This is a genomic window from Stenotrophomonas sp. FR010 (assembly GCF_047520755.2).
Taxonomy (GTDB): domain Bacteria; phylum Pseudomonadota; class Gammaproteobacteria; order Xanthomonadales; family Xanthomonadaceae; genus Stenotrophomonas; species Stenotrophomonas sepilia.
The window spans coordinates 95,136-113,622 of sequence record NZ_JAXBQT020000012.1; the positions used below are offsets into that span (position 1 = coordinate 95,136).

At 66.1% G+C, this 18,487-nt stretch carries 19 protein-coding genes and 3 pseudogenes; 13 read left to right on the plus strand and 9 right to left on the minus strand.

Going from position 1 to position 18,487, the window contains the following annotated elements; all coding sequences use genetic code 11:
* Nucleotides 1-34 precede the first annotated feature (34 nt).
* Nucleotides 35-1,069: a methionine synthase gene (locus ACM0PK_RS12580; protein WP_072167097.1), complete on the plus strand. Its 1,035-nt coding sequence runs from the start codon at nt 35-37 to the stop codon at nt 1,067-1,069.
* On the opposite strand, the gene ACM0PK_RS12585 is transcribed toward ACM0PK_RS12580, so the two are convergent.
* Nucleotides 1,026-1,583 carry a hypothetical protein gene (locus ACM0PK_RS12585; RefSeq protein WP_414607232.1) on the minus strand — a complete coding sequence of 186 codons (558 nt, stop codon included), beginning with the start codon at nt 1,581-1,583 and terminating at the stop codon, nt 1,026-1,028. The two genes, ACM0PK_RS12580 and ACM0PK_RS12585, sit on opposite strands and share 44 nt — an antisense overlap.
* Before the next feature lie 106 nt (nt 1,584-1,689).
* A complete protein-coding gene (locus ACM0PK_RS12590) occupies nt 1,690-1,845 on the minus strand; it encodes a hypothetical protein (protein WP_414607231.1) in 156 nt (51 codons plus the stop codon).
* Between the two features lie 122 nt (nt 1,846-1,967).
* Between ACM0PK_RS12590 and ACM0PK_RS12595 the strand changes: the two are divergent.
* Both ACM0PK_RS12595 and ACM0PK_RS12600 read left to right on the plus strand, forming a co-directional pair.
* Nucleotides 1,968-2,294 (plus strand): annotated as a pseudogene (locus tag ACM0PK_RS12595) (arsenic transporter); the annotation flags it as partial.
* Nucleotides 2,233-2,567: pseudogene (locus tag ACM0PK_RS12600) on the plus strand (LysR substrate-binding domain-containing protein); the annotation flags it as partial. The pseudogenes ACM0PK_RS12595 and ACM0PK_RS12600, both read left to right, overlap by 62 nt.
* A 65-nt stretch (nt 2,568-2,632) precedes the next feature.
* Here the strand turns inward: ACM0PK_RS12600 and ACM0PK_RS12605 are convergent.
* A complete protein-coding gene (locus tag ACM0PK_RS12605) occupies nt 2,633-3,847 on the minus strand; it encodes a chymotrypsin family serine protease (RefSeq protein WP_070489134.1) in 1,215 nt (404 codons plus the stop codon).
* Between the two features lie 185 nt (nt 3,848-4,032).
* Between ACM0PK_RS12605 and ACM0PK_RS12610 the strand changes: the two are divergent.
* Together ACM0PK_RS12610 and ACM0PK_RS12615 are read left to right on the plus strand one after the other, a co-directional pair.
* Nucleotides 4,033-4,329 (plus strand): annotated as a pseudogene (locus ACM0PK_RS12610) (PfkB family carbohydrate kinase); the annotation flags it as partial.
* A gap of 60 nt (nt 4,330-4,389) precedes the next feature.
* Entirely contained in the window at nt 4,390-5,319 is a 930-nt protein-coding gene (locus tag ACM0PK_RS12615; RefSeq protein WP_414607230.1) for a DUF6708 domain-containing protein, read from the plus strand.
* 4 nt (nt 5,320-5,323) lie between these two features.
* On the opposite strand, the gene ACM0PK_RS12620 is transcribed toward ACM0PK_RS12615, so the two are convergent.
* Nucleotides 5,324-6,898, minus strand: a complete 1,575-nt coding sequence (locus tag ACM0PK_RS12620) for a S15 peptidase family protein (RefSeq protein WP_414607229.1) — start codon at nt 6,896-6,898, stop codon at nt 5,324-5,326.
* A gap of 24 nt (nt 6,899-6,922) precedes the next feature.
* Between ACM0PK_RS12620 and ACM0PK_RS12625 the strand changes: the two genes are divergently transcribed.
* From ACM0PK_RS12625 to ACM0PK_RS12635, 3 genes are all read left to right on the plus strand, one after another.
* The gene (locus ACM0PK_RS12625; RefSeq protein ID WP_414607228.1) at nt 6,923-8,071 is read left to right on the plus strand and encodes a hypothetical protein; all 1,149 of its coding nucleotides are present in this window, start codon (nt 6,923-6,925) and stop codon (nt 8,069-8,071) included.
* Nucleotides 8,072-8,382: 311 nt separating this feature from the next.
* Nucleotides 8,383-9,123 carry a DNA/RNA non-specific endonuclease gene (locus tag ACM0PK_RS12630; protein WP_414607227.1) on the plus strand — a complete coding sequence of 247 codons (741 nt, stop codon included), beginning with the start codon at nt 8,383-8,385 and terminating at the stop codon, nt 9,121-9,123.
* Between the two features lie 338 nt (nt 9,124-9,461).
* Nucleotides 9,462-10,157 (plus strand): HAD family hydrolase, encoded by a 696-nt coding sequence (locus ACM0PK_RS12635; protein ID WP_414607226.1) that lies wholly within the window; start codon nt 9,462-9,464, stop codon nt 10,155-10,157.
* A 7-nt stretch (nt 10,158-10,164) separates the two neighbouring features.
* On the opposite strand, the gene ACM0PK_RS12640 is transcribed toward ACM0PK_RS12635, so the two are convergent.
* From ACM0PK_RS12640 to ACM0PK_RS12655, 4 genes are read right to left on the minus strand one after another with little or no spacing between them, the layout of a single operon-like run.
* Entirely contained in the window at nt 10,165-10,395 is a 231-nt protein-coding gene (locus ACM0PK_RS12640; RefSeq protein WP_065186427.1) for a hypothetical protein, read from the minus strand.
* Nucleotides 10,392-10,817 (minus strand): VOC family protein, encoded by a 426-nt coding sequence (locus ACM0PK_RS12645; protein ID WP_005416636.1) that lies wholly within the window; start codon nt 10,815-10,817, stop codon nt 10,392-10,394. Before ACM0PK_RS12645 ends, ACM0PK_RS12640 begins: the two co-directional genes overlap by 4 nt.
* Nucleotides 10,818-10,827: 10 nt before the next feature.
* Nucleotides 10,828-11,289 carry a helix-turn-helix domain-containing protein gene (locus ACM0PK_RS12650; protein ID WP_414607225.1) on the minus strand — a complete coding sequence of 154 codons (462 nt, stop codon included), beginning with the start codon at nt 11,287-11,289 and terminating at the stop codon, nt 10,828-10,830.
* The gene (locus ACM0PK_RS12655; RefSeq protein ID WP_414607224.1) at nt 11,286-12,212 is read right to left on the minus strand and encodes a LysR substrate-binding domain-containing protein; all 927 of its coding nucleotides are present in this window, start codon (nt 12,210-12,212) and stop codon (nt 11,286-11,288) included. The genes ACM0PK_RS12650 and ACM0PK_RS12655 overlap by 4 nt, the downstream gene beginning before the upstream one ends.
* A gap of 91 nt (nt 12,213-12,303) precedes the next feature.
* On the opposite strand from ACM0PK_RS12655, the gene ACM0PK_RS12660 reads away from it, so the two are divergent.
* Nucleotides 12,304-13,344, plus strand: coding sequence for a hypothetical protein (locus ACM0PK_RS12660; protein ID WP_414607223.1), 1,041 nt, complete (start codon nt 12,304-12,306; stop codon nt 13,342-13,344).
* The gene (locus ACM0PK_RS12665) at nt 13,341-14,222 is read left to right on the plus strand and encodes a TolB family protein (RefSeq protein WP_414607222.1); all 882 of its coding nucleotides are present in this window, start codon (nt 13,341-13,343) and stop codon (nt 14,220-14,222) included. Before ACM0PK_RS12660 ends, ACM0PK_RS12665 begins: the two co-directional genes overlap by 4 nt.
* A gap of 7 nt (nt 14,223-14,229) precedes the next feature.
* On the opposite strand, the gene ACM0PK_RS12670 is transcribed toward ACM0PK_RS12665, so the two are convergent.
* Nucleotides 14,230-15,585 (minus strand): sigma-54 interaction domain-containing protein, encoded by a 1,356-nt coding sequence (locus ACM0PK_RS12670; protein ID WP_414607221.1) that lies wholly within the window; start codon nt 15,583-15,585, stop codon nt 14,230-14,232.
* Between the two features lie 397 nt (nt 15,586-15,982).
* Here ACM0PK_RS12670 and ACM0PK_RS12675 point away from each other — a divergent pair, with 397 nt between their 5' ends.
* The 3 genes from ACM0PK_RS12675 to ACM0PK_RS12685 are packed head-to-tail and all read left to right on the plus strand — an operon-like array spanning nt 15,983 to nt 18,487.
* Complete coding sequence (locus ACM0PK_RS12675; RefSeq protein WP_414607220.1) at nt 15,983-16,513, plus strand: FapA family amyloid fibril periplasmic chaperone; 531 nt, start codon at nt 15,983-15,985, stop codon at nt 16,511-16,513.
* Complete coding sequence (locus ACM0PK_RS12680; RefSeq protein ID WP_414607219.1) at nt 16,510-17,127, plus strand: FapB/FapC family functional amyloid domain-containing protein; 618 nt, start codon at nt 16,510-16,512, stop codon at nt 17,125-17,127. Before ACM0PK_RS12675 ends, ACM0PK_RS12680 begins: the two co-directional genes overlap by 4 nt.
* A gap of 43 nt (nt 17,128-17,170) precedes the next feature.
* Complete coding sequence (locus ACM0PK_RS12685) at nt 17,171-18,487, plus strand: FapB/FapC family functional amyloid domain-containing protein (RefSeq protein WP_414607218.1); 1,317 nt, start codon at nt 17,171-17,173, stop codon at nt 18,485-18,487.

The following is an 18,487-nucleotide window of genomic DNA, read 5'->3' on the forward strand; positions in this document are numbered from 1 at the left end:
CGATTTCCCATTCGCCCCCAGGACACACCACACGATGCCGACGAAGACGCTGCTCCCCACCTCCACCGCAGGCAGCCTGCCCAAACCCTCCTGGCTGGCCGAGCCCGAGAAGCTCTGGTCACCCTGGAAGCTGCAGGACGAAAGCCTGATCGAGGGCAAGCAGGACGCCCTGCGCCTGTCCCTGCAGGAACAGCAGCATGCCGGCATTGATATCGTCAGTGACGGCGAGCAGACCCGGCAGCACTTCGTCACCACCTTCATCGAGCATCTCAGCGGCGTCGACTTCGAGAAGCGCGAAACCGTGCGCATCCGCAACCGCTACGATGCCAGCGTGCCGACCGTGGTCGGCGCAGTGAGCCGTCCGAAGCCGGTGTTCGTGGAGGATGCGAAGTTCCTGCGCCGGCAGACCACGCAGCCGATCAAGTGGGCGCTGCCCGGCCCGATGACGATGATCGACACGCTGTACGACGCGCACTACAAGAGCCGCGAAAAGCTGGCCTGGGAGTTCGCGAAGATCCTCAACGAGGAAGCGAAGGAGCTGGAGGCCGCCGGCGTTGACATCATCCAGTTCGATGAGCCGGCCTTCAATGTGTTCTTCGACGAAGTGAACGACTGGGGCGTGGCCGCGCTGGAGCGTGCGATCGAAGGGCTGAAGTGCGAGACCGCCGTGCACATCTGCTACGGCTACGGCATCAAGGCCAACACCGACTGGAAGCAGACGCTGGGATCGGAATGGCGACAGTATGAAGAGTCGTTCCCCAAGCTGCAGACCTCCAACCTCGACATCATCTCGCTGGAATGCCACAACTCGCACGTACCGATCGACCTGATCGAGCTGGTGCGTGGCAAGAAAGTGATGGTGGGCGCCATCGACGTGGCCTCCAACACGGTGGAATCGGCGGAGGATGTGGCCAACACGCTGCGCAGGGCGCTGCAGTTCGTGGACGCCGACAAGCTCTACCCGAGCACCAACTGTGGCATGGCGCCGTTAGCGCGCGACGTGGCCAGGGGCAAGCTGCGCGCACTCAGCGCGGGGGCGAGGATCGTACGTGAGGAGCTTTCGGCGTAGCCCTGGCTGGGGATGTGTTCCCGTTTCGGCGCGGGGAGGATGGAACCTGGCCGGGTACAGACCAGGCTCCACCTCGCCCCTGCACCTCGGGCCTGGCGGCCGTCATGCGCGGCCGTGGCGCCAGCGCTTCCTTGATCCGCCCCATCTCCCCTGCCCCGGCTTCGGCCAGGCGCCGGGCCTGCTGCCGCTGTTCCCGCGTGAGCGCCGGAGGCGGTGGAGTACCGGCATCCACCAATCGCGCCACCGCATCGCGCAGAGGCAACTGCGGGCAGAGCCGTGCAGCACACCAGCGCTCGGCGTAGCGCTTGGCCTGACGGGTGCTGGTGGCGGACACGACCTTGACCTGTGACATCTTGCGTGCGTCCAGGTACAGACGGAACCCGAGCGCGGCATGCGACACGATACTGGCCACCGAACGGCCGTTCCACCACAGATCCCAGCGCTCGCCGCTCTGCACCCAGCCCGAGGGCCGGCGGGCTATCATGAAATCGGGAGCGCTGGAGGGCGAATGCATGGCCGTAAGAATACGGTCGGCCGTCGCATGGACTGAGATTGCGGAGTGGCGCTGGCAACCTCACAACGCTTCTGCCGCAGTGAAGCCCTCTTTTCCACTCCCCTCTTTACCACTCTGGGCCGAGCAGTTTCTCCACCTCGGTTTCGAGCCTCTTGGCGGCTTCCTCCTGCGAGGCCACCTTGATGCACAGCCCGGACTGGGCGGGCCCGAGGGTCAACCGGTAACGGTTGATGGTGCCGCCGCCGTCGCCATCCAGTTCCACCCGGGCCACCCGGGTTCGGCCATTGGCGTTGAAGGTCCGCCCTGGTAGTCGAACATCGTTGAGTCCACCGCAACGCCCTGAATTGCTCCCACCTTATGCGGGGAGGTGCGACACCCCGCCCGATGCTCGCTTCCTGTTCCTCTTTCCTCTTCTGGGCGGCCGTGACCGTGGCGACCCTCGGCCTGCTGTTCCGGCCATTCCGCATTCCGGAGTACGTGTGGGCACTGGGGGCTGCTCTTCTGCTTCCACTGCTGGGAACGGTGCCGTTCGGCACGACCTTGCACGCGGTGGCCGAGGGCCGCGATGTCTATCTGTTCCTGATCGGCATGATGATGCTGGCCGGGCTGGCCGGGCTGGCCCGGCGCGAAGGCCTGTTCGACCCGGCACAATCATTCCCTGGCACGCAAGCGCAAGGTGGAATGGGCGGATCTGGCCAAGCGCCAGTTGATCACCGTGCACCGCACAAGCGGCAACCGCACGCTGCTGAATGGTGCGTTGGCGCGTGAGAGCCTCAAGCTCAGCTGGCACTACGAAGTGGCCCACCTATCGACTCATTGGGCATGGTCGAGGCCGGCATCGGCGTGTCAGCGCTGCCGAAGATGGCCACGCCGGACGGGGATCACCCCACCCTGGTGACACGCGCGATCGGCAACCCGGTAGTGTCGCGCACGATCGGCATAGTCCGCCGCCGTGGTGCCCTGCTCTCGCCCACGGCAGAGCGCGCCACCTCTCCTGTCCGCAGCAATTCCCTGCGGCGCCTACTGAAGGCTTCCTCGGTCCCGGTGCCTCATACCGGGTCGAGATTCAGATCGGCAACCTTGCCGAAGGGCATGACGGTCAACGCCTTGCAGCTTCCCTTCTCGATTGAATCACTGGGATTCTCAGCGGATTTTACGATCCCGTAGCCTGAGCCGCTCTTGTTGAAGACGGCGGCGCCGCTGTCACCGGACGCGCATGCAAGTTCGGAGCCTTCCACTCTTCCCCAAGTGGGTGCACAGACTGCAGCGCCACATACGCCCAACGGGGCGTGCTGCACCGATGTGACGGTTCCGCAACTGAAGCCGGTGCGAGCCCCTCGGAAGCAAAGGAGGCCATGCAGTGGAAGGTCCGCATGGATCAGTATCAATGCCTTCGTCTGGTACTCACCCTTCAATTCTGCGAACACTTCCTGGAGCGGTGTATTTCCAGCAGGAAGCGAGTGCCATTGAACATCGTGACTACCGTCGAAGAGCGCGTCCTGGAATGTCAGTGGCATCATGACCTGCGGGCCACCAACCTCATGACCGTAATTGCTGTAAAGCAACTGATCATCGCAGTGCGCTGCCGTAAGGAGCCCTTTTACCTTGGTCAGCTTGTGCCGAACCGCAAGGCCGCTTGTGCACATCCTGCCATTGGCAGTCAGGATCGCCCCACCGGCGGTGTACGCCGAATTGCGGAAGGGATCCCTCCCAAGGATGATGTTGACCTTCAGCTTCGCAGCCTCTTCAATCTTGCGCTTGGCCGCTTCATACGATTTTGCATCGGCTCCACGAACCGAAACGTCAATCATGCCCAGCTCGGGGCGGCCGTCCACACTCACTGCATCAGGTATGAGTTCGACCACAAGTGGAACGACTCTATGCATGGTTTCGGAGAACTCCTTCTCCGTGTACGGATACCCCTCCTCGAACTCGACCCTGATGGATGAGTCGCTCACTCTGAAGTGCCGGACCGCCTCCATCATGTTTCCCTTCAGTCCAACAACGAGGTGTTGATCGGGCATGTTTTCGATCGAAACAAATGCGAGCCGATCACTGTATCGCCGTTTCAGTTCGGCGATGACCGAAGGTAGCTCGGATTCAACTTCCAGCCTGCGCTTGGCGGTGTCGAGTGACACGCCGTTCGCACTCATGTAGGCCTTGGCAGCGATATCCGATTCCTTCTCCGAAAATGCCTGGCCTGCCGGCATGACCGCGAGACTCTGAGCTGACGCGAGAACAAGCAGAACTGATGCTAGCGACATCTAGGTTTCCTCCATGGAATGAGTTCAGGAGCCAGTGCCGGCTCCACGGCCGAAGGTAGCAGGAAACCTCTTTGCGCTCGGCGGGGCAGGAGGGCCATTCACCGTTTCGTGATGCATTGCGCGCTTCAACGCAGGTGTGCGTCGCGCGAGATCAAGCTTAGCGCTGGTAGTTCTTCAGAAACAGCCAGGTAATCAGCGCCGACCATCACGTGCTCGGTGCGCTGCTGCTGGGACGCGATGGAACCCGCGCGCAGGCTCCTCCGAGGCCGCTGCCCGGCATCGTTGATCGCATCGGCGGTGGCGATGCCTTTGCCGCCGGCATCGTGCACGGATTGCTGTCCGGGCTGGACGCAGAAAGCACCGTGCGCTTCGGACTGGCCGCGGGCGCGTTGAAGCACGCCATTCCCGGCGACTTCAGCCCTGCCCGCGAAGCTGAAGTCCGGGCGCTGATGGAGAGCGATCAGTTCGACGTTCGTCGCTGATCTCCCCCAGGATAATCCCGCTAGAATCCAACGGGCGCTGGAATCGCGCAGGGATCGCCCATGGATTACACCGGATACACGCGCAAATTTCCCAACAACCGCCCGCTGAATGCGTTTGATCGTGAGCACCGCCTGCTGCGGAAGAAGCGACTGGATGTCGCGCCGCTGGCGCAGCTGTGCGTGGTGAAGATGAATTCGAACTGCCTGGTTTCGGTGGATCGCTGGTTCGCCGCACGTGGCTTTGCAGCCCTGCTGGGCGCGATCGGCATTGCCTTCGGGCTGGGCGGCATGCTGATGCTGCTCTGGTTGCTGGTCGTGAACAGGCTACCGAACCAAAATGGCCTGTGGGAGGCGATATTCATAGGCATGGCGATGCTGGCCGTCTTCACTGCAGCGAGCATATGGGTAGCTTGCCTCGAGCTGTTCCGTTGGACCTACTATCCGATCGCGCTTGATCGCAAGCATCGGCAGATACACGTGTTCCGGCTGGATGGCACCACCCTCAGCGCGCCCTGGGACCGGGTGTATTTCACGCTTGGCCGCGGAACCGGAACCTTCGCATGGTACAACTGGGATGTCCGCGGACTGATCCTGGACGCGGATGGCGTGACAGTACGGGAGACGTTCGCGTTCTGCATCGCGACCTCCCGCATCGAGAACGCGCATGCCCACTGGGAGTTCCTGCGGCGCTACATGGAAGAAGGACCGGCAGCCGTCGTGGACGCGGTGCACTACTGCATGCCGCTGGACGGCAAGCGCGAAAGCTTCGCGTCCGGCAAGGAGCGCATCTTCGCCGAAGACGCGCAGCTCCCGGGTTTCATGTGGCTCACGATGCTGCCACTCAACTACCTGCACACGATCATGCGCTGGGTGGTGATGCAGACCAGCAGGATTCCGCGGTTTCCACCGGACATCGAGGCGTGCCTGACACCGGACGCCTGTGATCCCTGTGTCCCCGACGCTTCGATGAATCCACCGGACCTGCGCTGACCCATCAATGCAAAGGCACCTTCAGCACCGAAGGCGCGTTGGCTGGCGAGCTGAAGGTCACCGCACCGCCCAGCTGGCTGATGCCCGCATAGCGCAGGTCCGCGGTATCGACCACCAGGGTCAGCCGGCTGCCGGTCGGGAGGTTCCAGCTGCTGGCTTCCAGGCGAAGATCGATGGTTCTCGGCTGGCCGGGCGTGGCACCGCGCAGGGTGTACGGCTTGTGGCTGATCAGCTGGCCGTTGCCCAGCATATCCTCGGCATACAGGTAGGCATACAGCGTGGTGTCGGCGCGCGTGGGCGTCACCGTCAACCGCACTTCCGGTGCGCCATCCAGGCGGCGTGCACTCCAGTAGATCGGGCCTTGCCAGACGCCTGCGGCGTTGCGGCCAACGAACGGCACATAGGCGCCGGGCGGCAGGTTGAACATCTGCAGCGCGCCGGACGCCATCACCACGCCGGAGTTGGCGGCGGTCAGCAGGCCGCTGCCGATCCGGTAGTTCCAACCGGTGCCGCCACCGCTCTCGGCCAGCCCTCCGGTGGGCAGCAGAAACCCGGTCGGCGCGGTCAGCCCGTAGCTTACGGCGCCGGTAGAGGTGGCCTGCCAGTCCGGATAACGGCTCCAGCTGCCCTTCTGCGACTTCAACTGCACCGCCGGCTGGCGGTCGATGCCATTGGCCACGCCCTTGAGGTAGTGGTCGAACCAGTCGCCCACCGCGGCATAGACTTCATTGGGAATGCCGAGCGCACCGAAGGCTTCGTTGAGGGCGTGGTCGCCATGGCGCAGCTGCAACTGCTTGGGTCCCTTCAGGCGGGTAAAGAAGTCGACCAGCTGGCCCGGCGGGAACAGGCTGTCGTTGAAGGCGTTGGCGAGGAATACCGCGGGTTGGTTGGCATTGATCTCATCAAGGCTGCTGGCCGGGCTGCGCTGTGCCGCTACCGGCAGCAGCGAGTCCACCGCCCCCTGGTAGTTGCCGACCAGCACATTGCCGTTGATGGTGGCCAGCTCCGCCCCGGGGCGGCCAGTGGCCCGGCCGGCTGCCACCAGCAGGGCGATGCCCTGTGCGCTGGGCGTGTCGTGGCTGTAGAGCGACGCCTGCAGGTCGGCCCAGCCGCTCAGCGCGGCAACGGCCTTGATGCGCGGATCGCGTGCCGCCGCCAGCAGGCTGGTGCCGGCCCCGTAGGAGATGCCAGAGACACCAATGCTGGCCGGATCGGCCCGGGTGTTGGCCAGCGCCCAGTCGATCAGGGCACTGACATCTTCGACCGTGGCGGGCCCGGCGATGTCGATGCTGCCGCCGGACTCCCAGAAGCCGCGCGAGCTGTAGCTGATGACCACATAGCCGCGCTGCGCCAGCGACTGTGCCGCGGCCACGTACTCCACGCTGGGCACTGCCCAGCTGCTGGGCATCACCAGCAGCGGATAGCGGCCACTGCCGGCATCCTGGGGTTCGATGACGAAGGCCCCGAGGGGCGTGCCATCCCAGCTGGGGATGGTGCGATGGGTGGTCTTGACCGTGGCCGCCAGGGCCGTGGGCGCCAGCCCGGTCAGCAGGATCAACAGCAGCAGAACCTTGCGCATCGTTGTCTCTCCCCGTCGGTGGTGGTGCAACGGATCGGACCGTACCAGTGCGAATGGTGGCTGGCACCTTGCGACGCAACATGCCGCAAAGCGCGCCTTGCTGTGCTTCAAGGCACTGCGGGCCCTCCGCAGTCTCACATCAAAGCAAGGATGCCCCCGATGCACAGGATGCTCGTCGCAGGCACGCTCTCCAGCGTTGCCTGCCTGTTCGCCCCTTCAGTGTTGGCAGAAGATGCCCCCGAACCCGCCAACGACTGCGCGGAGATTGCGCGGCTGATGGCCAACGACGACTTTGCGGCACTCGACGCGATGGCCGCGCGTTTCCGCAAGGGCGAGCTCAACGCCGCCGGCCAATCCCGGCTCGGCCGTTTCTACATCTGCATGTCGCGTGCAATCGGCACGTCGCGGCAGCACGTTCAAGCCCGGAACGACTGGTCTGCATGGGCGGCGCGCTGGGTTCAGCACGCGCCGAAGTCTGCGGCGGCCCACCTGATCACCGCACGGATTCCACTCAACCTGGCCTGGAGCTACCGCGGCAACGGTTACGCCAACACCGTCAACGCCGAAGACTGGGCACAGTTCCATGAGTACAACGCGGTTTCGCGGGCCTACCTGCAATCGCATGAGGATGTTGCCGGCGGCGACCCGTTCTGGCACGAGATGAACGTGCTGATCGCGCTGCGCGAAAGCGCGGACGACGACGAAATGCTCGCGCTCGTTGATCGCGCAGCGAAGGCCTTCCCCGACTACGAACCACTGCACCTCATTGCCATGGAGTACTTCACGCCGGCCTGGGGTGGCAGCGCGCAGAAGATGGAAGCCTTCGCGCGGCACTCGATGGCCAGTGCACCCAGGAAGAAGCGGGCCATGCGCTACGCACGGCTGTACTGGTCGGCCACCGAATATTCGCCCGATCACTTCCGCGCGGCGAAGCCCGATTGGCCGCTGATGCGCCAGGGACTGGACGAAATCGCTCAGCAGTACCCGACCATCGACAACCTGGAATCGATCGTCCGCTATGCCTGCCTGGCACGCGACGGCGACGCACTGGTCCGCTGGAATCGTTTGTGGTTGAGCCGCGCCGGTTTCGACGAGGCGGCCATTGCGCACTCGACCGAGCAAAGCAAGGCCGCATGCCTGGCGCCGGACGAAGAACAGGAAACATTCCTGTAGCGCCCGCCGCCGCAGGCCCAGGGGCGCAGCTGGCAGGCCTGCCAGGCGCCTAGCACGCGCGCGTGTCATCCACGCGCCGCGTGATCTGACATATCACCAGTGCTTGCGCATGATCACAGCTTCGCCCTTTCGTCATTGACCACAAGGCGCCAGCTTGTGACGCTTATGACACCGCAGGGCTGATGGCCCAACAACGCGGCCAGGCTCCACCGCAATCCGCAGCATCCGTCTCCGCAGCATCTCCGCATGTCCTCGCCCCGGCCAGGTCGTGACGGGCGGCTGCGCCCTGAATCTTCTGCTGGAGAATCGAAATGCGCCTTGCAAGCTTTGTCTTTGCCTTCGTACTCAGTGCTTTTGCCGGTGCTGCACAGGCCCAGGTGGTCACCCTCAACAAGGGCGGCTTCGTGCTGACCTACGACTGCAGCATCCACAGCGCCACCCGCTACGAGTACACGCTTACCGCCGATACCGGTTCGGCCGCACGGCCGTCCAGCTTCTACAAGGACCCGGACCTGCCGGCCGGTTGCCTGGGCCAGTCCAGCACCGCGTCCTACGCCAGCATCAGATCCGGCTATGACCGTGGCCATCTGGTCACGTCCAACCACATGGACTACGACGCGACCTACATCCGCCGCGCCAACTACATGACCAACATCGTCCCGCAGGTGTCCAGCTTCAACCAGGGCATCTGGGTGAAGGCCGAAAACGTGGCCGAGTGCTACCGCGATATCGCGCCGGTGGACGTCTACGGTGGCGTGGTCTACGGCGACGCCGCCAACGATTACTTCCTGGCCAGCCATGGCATCCCGACCCCGGAGTTCTTCTGGAAGACGATCATCACCCGTGACCCGAACACCGGAACCGCCAAGGCGATCAGCTGGATCATTCCCAACGAGGCCAACCTGGGCAGCCTGGACAACTACCTGGTGACGATTGCCGATCTGGAGGAGCTGCTGGGCGCCAGCTATGTGGCGATCAACGCACCGGCCTCGCTGAAGAACATGCTGCCGGCCAGCACCTGGCCGCAGCCTGCAGGGTGTGACCTGGGCTGATCGGCGGGCAGAGGAACGTCACGATGCCTGTACGCGCAGCCATCGTGACGCCAGCACTCTGGCAACCAGGAACTACACTGCGGCGCCGACGACGGTGGCAACGACAAGCAGGACGGGGAGCAGGCAGCTGCCGGCCAGCGTCACTGCGCCGGCGATGCTGGCACTGATGAGGCGATGGTGCCGGGCCTGGGATCGCACTCGGTTCAAGGGGTATTCCCGTGCAAGCGCTGGGTGGGGTGGCCCGGCAGTCTAGCGTTCCTGTGGCCAGCGTGCCCTGCCCGTCCCGCTATGGGAAAATGGCGGGCGCCTCGCCCCTTAGGCTGTTCCCGGAGTAGTTGATGTCCCGTTTCCCCTTCGATGCCGTGCTGTTCGACTGCGACGGCGTACTGGTCGATTCCGAGCCGCTGGTGGCCCGCGTGCTCTCGGAAATGCTGACCGCACGCGGCTGGCCGCTGACCCCGGCGCAGGCCGGCGAGGTCTTCCTCGGCCAATCCGTGGCCCATCTGGCCGGGCTGATCGCAGAGCGCACCGGCAAGCCGTTCACCGAGGAATGGCTGGAGGAGTTCCGCCAGCAGCGCAACCGGGCGCTGGAACGGGAACTGGAGCCGATCCGGGGGGCGCCCGAGGCCGTGCGTGCGATCGCCGCAGCGACCGATGGCCGCATTGCCTGCGCGTCCGGTGCCGACCTGATCAAGGTGAAACTGCAGCTGGGCAAGGTCGGCATCCTCGATGCATTCGGCGACCACGTCTACAGCGGCCAGGACATGCCGAACACCAAGCCGCACCCGGACGTCTACCTGGCGGCCGCTGCCGCGCTGGGTGTGGATCCGAAGCGCTGCGCGGTCATTGAAGACACCGTGACCGGCGCGACCGCCGGCGTCGCGGCGGGTGCAACCGTGTTTGGCTTCAGCGAGGGCGGCCCGCACCACAGCACGCCGGAGGCCCTGCGCGCTGCGGGTGCGAAGGTGATCTTCCAGCGCATGGACCAGCTGCCGGCATTGCTGGCGGCCTACGCCGCCGACGCTGCAGCCTGAGGCGGCCTCAGCCTGCAGCGCCCAGCGTGGCGCTGCGGCGTTTCCCGGTGTAATGCAGCACGAACAGGTACAGGCCAGTGAACAGCTGCAGGAACAGCGGCGGCAGTGGCGAATAGGTGATCCACGCTGCCGGCTCGCCCTGCCCCAGCCCGCGAACGGCGAAATTGGCGATCACCGCCAGGGTGAAGACGATCGAGGTCCAGCGATGCACGGGCCGCGCCCAGCCACCCCGGCTCATTGACGGCGCCTCGCTTCGGATCGGGCTTCGATCATCTTCCAGCCATTGCCGGACGGGTCACGGAATCCGGCATCGATGGCGCCATAGCGTTCGACCGGCTCCTGGGTGAACTCGACGCCCCGTGCCAGCCATTGCGTATAGCGTGCCCGGCAGTCATCGACGGCCAGCACCAGCGGAGGCATTGCGCCTTTCGCCACCAGCTGCTGCAGTGCCTGCGCGGTGGCCGCGTCGTGTGTGGGCGGGCCCGGAACGAACAGCCCCAGCTGGAATCCGTCCTGGCCGGGGCTGCGTACCGTCAGCCAACGGTAGCTGCCATTGCGCACATCGGTGTGCACTTCGAAACCGAGCATGCCGACGTAGAACGCGAGCGCTTCATCCTGGTCGCGCACATAGAGGCCGACCGTGTTCACAGTGTTTGTCATGGGACCTCCCTCACGTGGGATCCACGTTAGCAACCGCCGCGCGCCGGCGCCTCTCCAAAACTGCCATGTTCAGGTCCGGTCGCTGCGCGGCACGTGCGTGGCACTCCGGCACGCAGGCCGGCGTCGCCTGGCCGGCCCGCTCACGCTCGCGCACGTTGCCCGGGCTGTCGCCGGTGATGTCACGGAAGATGCGGCCGAAGGTGCCCAGGCTGCTCCAGCCGGTCTGCGCGGCGATCTCGGTGACCGGCAGATCGGTGTCACGCAACATCGCCACGGCCCGTTCAATCCGTCGGCTCAGCAGGTAGCGATGCGGTGGCAGCCCGAAGGCCTGCTTGAACGAACGCGCGAAATGCGCCGCGGATACGGCACTCACTTCGGCCAGGCGGGCCACCGGCCAGTCCTCGTGGCTGGCATGGTCCATCCGGTCCTTGGCACGCAGCAGGCGTCGCAGCAGTTCAGGGCTCTGGTTCATGCCGCCACCGTGCGCGCCAGATGATGTCGCGCCGCATGCCTGGCCTGCGCGGCCTGCTCGCCCAACCAGTCACCGAATGCAATGACCTTCGCGCTCCGGCTGCGCGCCGTCGGTGCCACGAACCAGAAACCACGCCCGTCGCTGGCCACACCGGGATGTGCCTGCACCAGGCGCCCGCTGTCCAGTTCGGCCTGGAACAGGATTGGCGAAGCAATGGCGATGCCCTGCCCGGCAATGGCCGCGCCGACGTCCAGATGCTCTACCGCAAAGGGGCTGACCAGGCTCTCCTCGGCCGGCGGCGGAACCGCGCCATGTGCGGAAAACCACAGTGCCCACCAGTCGGGCCTGCCGAGCAGCGGAACCTCCAAGGCCCGGCGCCCGAGCCCGTCAGCCGCCGGCAGCAGCGCTGGCGCGCACAACGGGGTGAAAATGCTGGGGAACAGGGGCGTGGCCTGCAGCCCGGGCCACTCGCCATGCCCATTGCGGATGGCAGCATCAAAATGCCCGGCGGCCAGGTCCTGCGGCTCTGCCGACAGGTCCAGTTCCAGCACGATGCTCCGATGGCGGCCGCGGAAACTGCCCAGCCGCGGTGTCAACCAGCTGGTGCCCAGCGTGGGCAATACGGACAGGCGCAGTCGCGCCGCATCCATGTCAGCGGCGCGCATGAAACTGGCACGAAGCGCGTCGAAGGCCCGGGTGGCCTCCTGCGCGACGCTGGCACCCGCTGCCGTCAGCTCCACATGCTGTGGATGGCGCAGGAACAGGCAGGTGCCGGTCTGGGCCTCCAGCCGGCGCACGTGGTAACTCACCGATGCCGCGCTGGTGTCGAGCTCTTCGGCGGCACGGGCAAAACTGCCCAGCCGCGCCGCCGCTTCGAAGGCGCGGATGGCGGCAAGCGATGGAAGCTGGCGTTGGGTCACCATAAGTGTGGCTTAGCCTGAGCCCGGATATCTGCGTGGTCAATCCCCCTCGCATCCGCAACGATGGAGGCACTTCCGGCAAGGGGTCACGCACATGGATCGACGGCAGTTCCTGGCCACCTTGGCCGCAGTGGCAGCCTCAAGCGCCCTACCCTCGGGGCGGCCCCTGTCCAGCCACAGCGACGACTGGAAATGGTTGCAGGGCAACTGGCAGGTCCGGCACCAACGCCTGAAGGAGCGCCTGGTGGGCGACACCCGCTGGGAAGCCTTCACCGGCGCCAGCGCGGTCTGGCTCACCCTGGGCGGGCTCGGCACCATCGATGACAACGTCATGGCGCTGCCTTCGGGCCCGTATAGAGGCCTGGGCGTGCGTGCCTTTGATCCTGTGTCTTCCACGTGGTCGATCTGGTGGACCGATGGGCGCAACCCTGCCCATATCGAAGCGCCCGTGCGCGGCGCCTTCGAAGGCGATGGCGGCAGCTTCCGTGGTCGTGACCACTTCAAGGGACGCCCCATCGACGTCTGGTTCCGCTGGCATGACATCCATGGCGAGGAGCCGTGGTGGGAGCAGGCGTTCTCCGACGATGCCGGCGCGCACTGGGAAGTGAACTGGCGCAACTGGTTCCGCCGCACTGCGGCGGTCCCCTCACCGCTTCCGAAGCTGCCGGATGCACCGCGCGATTTTGATTTCCTGGTGGGCCATTGGAACGTGCGCCATCGTCGCCTGCGCGCTCGGCTGGCAGGCAGTGATGCGTGGGACGCGTTCAACGGCACCCTGCACAACTGGCCGGTACTGGGAGGATTCGGCAACGTGGGCGACAACCTGATGGACGTGCCGGGAGCACCGCTGCGCGGCATGGGTATCCGCGCCTGGAGTGCGGCTGAGCGGCACTGGCTGAGCTGGTGGCTGGATGGCCGGGAGCCGACCCGGATCGGCGCGCCGCTGCGCGGTGGTTTCGAGGCCGGCGTCGGGCGCTTCTTCGGCGATGACCAGCACGACGGACGGGCGATCCAGACGCGGGTGATCTGGTCACGCATTACCCCGCGCTCGGCGCGCTGGGAACAGGCGGCTTCGACCGATGGGGGACGCAGCTGGGAAACCAACTGGGTCAGCGACTTCGAGCGGCAGGCATGAAAGCGCTGCTGGCCGTGATGCTGCTGGTTTCTGCGTCGCCCCCCGCGACTCCCTCAAGGGTGCTGCAGATCGTCGGCCCCGCCGAACGCTTTGCGCCGGGCGTTGCATCCACGCATTACGACGAGATTCGACTGACCCTGAGCCCGGACGGAAACACCGCACTGTGGTTCAGCCGCAACCGTCCCGGCGGTCCGGGCGGGTATGACATCTGGGTCTCCCGCCACGATGGGCAGCGCTGGCGGCCGGCGACGCCGGTCTCGTTCAACACGCCGGGACGAGACTTCGATCCCGCCTTTTCTGCCGATGGCCGCACGGTGTATTTCTGTTCGGATCGAGCAGATGGCCAGGGCGGTGACGATCTGTATCGGGTCAGCATTGGACGCGACGGTCGATTCGGCGAACCGGAGAATCTGGGTCCCGCGGTGAACAGCGCGGCCGACGAGTTCGCGCCGATGCTCTCGCCGGACGGTCGTACGCTGTTGTTCTCCAGCGATCGCGCGGGCGGTGCCGGCGGCCATGACCTCTACAGCGCCACGATGATGGGCGGCGTGGCGCAGCTGGCGCGGCCGCTGGCAGGCGGCATCAATACCGCCGCACAGGAGTTCGATGCCACGTTCCTCGGCAACGGCCAAACGGTGGTGTTTGCCCGCGCCCTGGACTTCGCCACTGCACCGGTCCGCCAGTTCATTGCCTACGAGCGTGGAGGCCGTTATGACGCGGGCCATGCATTGCCCTCCCCGGTGAACGAAGCCTTCGGCGACAGCTACGGTGCGATGCTGGATGGCTCGCAACCTGACACTTTGACCTATTCGGCGCGGCGCGCAGACGGTGCGGGGTTGGACCTGTACCGCATCCGCTACCGTTCAGGCGAACCATGATCCGCACTCAACGCTGCGCCGGCAGTTCCAGACGATGCTTGCGGCACAGCCGATACACGGTCACCCGCGAAATCTGCATCTGCCGTGCGCACTCGGAGACGTTGTAGCCGGTCTGGCGCAGGGTCTGCAGCAGCACATCGCGCTCGGCCTGGCCGCGGGCATCGTGCAGCATCGCCCCCGGCGGCGCATGCTCGCCCCCCCCCAGTTCGAGGTCACGCTCGCTGATCAGTTCACCTTCGGCCATGATCGCCGCCCGCTGCACCCGGTTGAGCAGTTCACGCACGTTGCCGGGCCAACCGAAGCGCCGCATCGCCTGCAGCGCAGCGAGCGCAAAGCCACGTGCACGCACGCTGTGGCGCAGTCGGAAGCAGCGCAGGAAGTGCTCGGCCAGCAGTTGCACATCGGCGCCACGCTCGCGCAAGGGCGGCATCAGCAGGCGCAGCACATTGAGCCGATAGTAGAGATCACTGCGGAACCGACCCTGCGCCACCGCGTGTTCCAGCTCCACGTGGGTGGCGGCGAGTACCCGCACATCCGCACGCAGCGGCTGGCTGCTGCCGACACGCTCGAATGTGCCTTCCTGCAGCACGCGCAGCAGGCTGGTCTGCGCCTCCGCTGGCAGGTCGCCGACCTCGTCGAGGAACACGGTGCCGCCGTGTGCGGCTTCGAATACGCCTATCTGGCGCTTGTCGGCGCCGGTGAACGAGCCGCGCTCGTGGCCGAACAGCTCCGACTGCACCAGGTTGGCCGGAATGGCACCGCAGTTGACCGCGATGAACGGCTTGTCCGCACGGCCGGACAACGCATGCAGCGCGTGAGCCGCCAGCTCCTTGCCGGTACCGGTTTCGCCGGTGACCAGCACCGGCAGTTCGACCGGCGCGAACTTGTGCAGCACGGTGCGCACCGCATGCAATGCAGGACTCTCGCCGATCAGTGTGCGCGGCCCCTGGCCGCCGCACACCTCGCTGGCAGAAGGATCATCCGCGTCGAACTGCTGGCGCATTGCAGCCACCAGGTCCTGCAGGCCGAAAGGCAGCGTGAACCGCGAGATGCAACGCTGCAGCAAGGGCAGCCACGCTGCGGGCGTGGGCCCCGCGCCGGGTGGCAGCACCGCAAGCCAGGGCAGATGCACGTGCTGTTCGATCCATGGCGCCAGCAACTGCAGCGCGGGCGTATCCAGATGGCGAAGATCCAGCACAGCGAGCAGCCGGTCACGCCCGCGCAGCCCGATCGCCATCGCCGGGTCGGGATGGATGCGGCGCACGTACCAGCCTGCGGCCGCCAGCGCGCTGCGCTCGTTCGCCAGCGGCTCGCCGAACCAGAGCACGCAACGTGATGTAGAAGCCTCCGGGACCGCCGCCATGCTTCCCCCAGCATCCGGACACCGTCGGCGGACTGTCTGGCAATCACCGGCGTGCCGCCCTCCGCCGGGACCCTCTACGGCCACCGCAGTGGCCTTTGATGGGCGGATCCTAGCGCTGCGCTAAACCGCGGCGCAATGAGCGCCGCGTCAAGAGAGCACCGGCTGAAGCGGCATCGTTACAGTCCGCGACGGCACCTGTAACGCCGGTGTGACAGTCGGGCGCCCGCCTTGCCCTGCGGCGCTTGGTGCGGCGCAATCCCAACATTCTTCCGACGCCGCTGTAACAGCGCGGCAGCAGCACCCTACGCTCGCCAGCGCCTGGCGCCATGGTAGCCAAGCCTTGCAGGGTTGGCACGGTTGATGCGTGGTTCCGCCGCACCCACCACGGGAGATCGGCATGGACGGCATCACCCCCATTCGCGGCCTGCTGGCAACGCTGGCCGTGGCCCTGCTGTCGGTTGCCGCGAGCGCCTCTGCCTCCGGTGCACGCCAGGGCGTGAAGGCTCAACCGGGCGAAATCGTCCTGTTGCGTGATGTGTCCGCACGCCCGGCCTATCGCATGGCACCGCCCGGCATGGCGCTGATCGCCGACCCGAAACCCCAGCGCGAGATCGGGGCGGCCCTCGGTGCGAGTTCCCCTGCAAACGGGATGGACGAGCTGAGCGATGAGGACTACGCAGGCATGGGGGCAGGTCACGCAGCCACAACCACCACACCCGCAGGCACCACGGTCGAACGTGTGACGCAGCAGGCATTGGGCGGTACGCTCGGCCGCAGCGGTGACGGCATGGTCGGCAGCAGCCTCGGTGGCGCCATGAGCGGGCCGCTCGGTGCGGTCGGCAACAGTACCCGCGGCATCGGCGATACCGTGCGCGGCGCGCTCGGCCAGTTCCCACTGCAGGGCATGGCCCCGGCAGGTGGAAAGTGAGGCGGGCGCACTGGCTGCTGCTGATCCTGCCTGCCACGCCGTTGATCGCGCAGGCCGATGACTACAGCGGCATGCTCGCCTACCTCGACGTTGCCCGCATCGACGGCCATGCACTGGCCGGCGCGAACGGCGCCATCGCGGTCAACCAGGCGGCCGGCGACCTCAATCTGCAGGCCAACCTGCGCGGCATCGCCACGGGCGAACATGCCGACGTCTCGATCGGCAACCGACAACTGCGCGGTGGCAACCGCGTGCCGGGTGCCCCGCTGCACGCCACCGCCGTCATCGATGGCGAGGCGCTGGCCGGTGCCAGCGGCATCGCATCCATCAACCAGGCCAGCGGCATCGCCAACACGACGCTCAACGTCGTCAGCGCGACGCTGGCCCGACAGGGCATACGCGAAACCGACGATACGGCCTTGGCCGCCGAGGGTTCCGCGTTGGCAGGGGGGCGGGACGACGCCGGTCGCGGCGTCGCGGCGGGCACCCGCAGCGCCGGTGTCACCAGCACCGCGCTGCGGGGATTCGACGGGGTCCTGCAACTCAATCAGATCGCGGGCAGCGGCAATGACACGGCCAATGTGCTGGGCCTGGTCGTGCAGGACCGCCCGTGACAACCACCCAACCGATGCACCACCTGATGAGAGAGAGGGCACCATGAAAGCGACCGTCAAACGGACCATGCTCGCAATGGCGATTGCCACTGCCTCGACCGCCGCTGCGGCCAATGGCTGGGACAACCAGAACGCCAACGCGAACATCAACCACACCCACACCGTCAGCGAAACCCGCAACGAGACGCACAACCACACCGACAACGACGTGCGCAACCGCACCGTCAACGTCAATGTGCAGAAGCACAGCACCATCCAGGCCGACGAACGCAAGGAAAAGAACAACCACGGCGTCGACGTGAACCTGGAGAAGGACCTGCGACTGAGCACCGACATCAATTTCTCCGGCGACCCGAACATCACCGGCGACATCGACCTCGACTCGGCGGCCATCGCCGTGATCGACAACCGCCAGTCGATCAGCAACAACGCCACCAGCAACAGCCTGGTCACCAACAGTGCCTCCATCGGTGACAGCGTGGGCGCAGGTGCCTCCGGCAACCTCGGCTTCAACGTGGTATCGGGCGACAACAACGCCCAGGACAATGCCGCGTCATTGTCCGCCGCCGACGCGTCCTTCAGCTTCGGCATGGCCGACGCCGAGGTGTTCGTCAACCAGGCCGGCTTCGGCAACGCGACCATGAACTCCGGCGTCACCAATGCCGCAGGTCTCGGTGGCAATGCCTTCGGCGGTGCATCCGGCAACATCGGTGTCAACATTGCGTCGGGCAACAACAACGAGCAGAAGAACGCGCTGGCGGCGTCGGTCGCGACCACCGCGGTGGCGCAGTCGAGCATCAGCTCCAACCAGGTCTCCACCGGCAACACGGTCAGCAACGCCGGCTTCGTGCGGTCCTACACCGATACCGTGCAGGTCGGCATGCGTGGCGGCGTCAGCGGCCTGACCCTGGCCTATGGCGCCGGCACCTACCGCGGTACCGGCAACGCCTACCAGATGGCCAACTACTATCTAGATACCTGGAGTGGCGAGCTGCCACACCCGGGTGGCAGCAGCACCGGCCACATCGACCTGGACGACGAAATCCAGAACGCCACGATGAACCCCAACCGGCCGGGGGTGGGTGGCCTGGGCTTCGATACGCGTGAGAGTGGCACCAGCCAGTTCGTCGAGCTGGGCGTGGCCGACCTGTATGCCAGCCTCAGCGGCACGGTCAGCACCACGCGCTGGGTGAACGTCAACGCGACCAACACCTCGGCCTTGTCGGGCAGCGCCTTCTCCGGCGCCTCGGGCAACATCGGCGTGAACGTGGCCGCGGGCACCGGCAACCTGCAGGCCAACAGCCTGGCCCTGGCAGTCGCCCAGCCCAGCACCGGCGGCGGTGGTGGCAGCGGCGAGTAA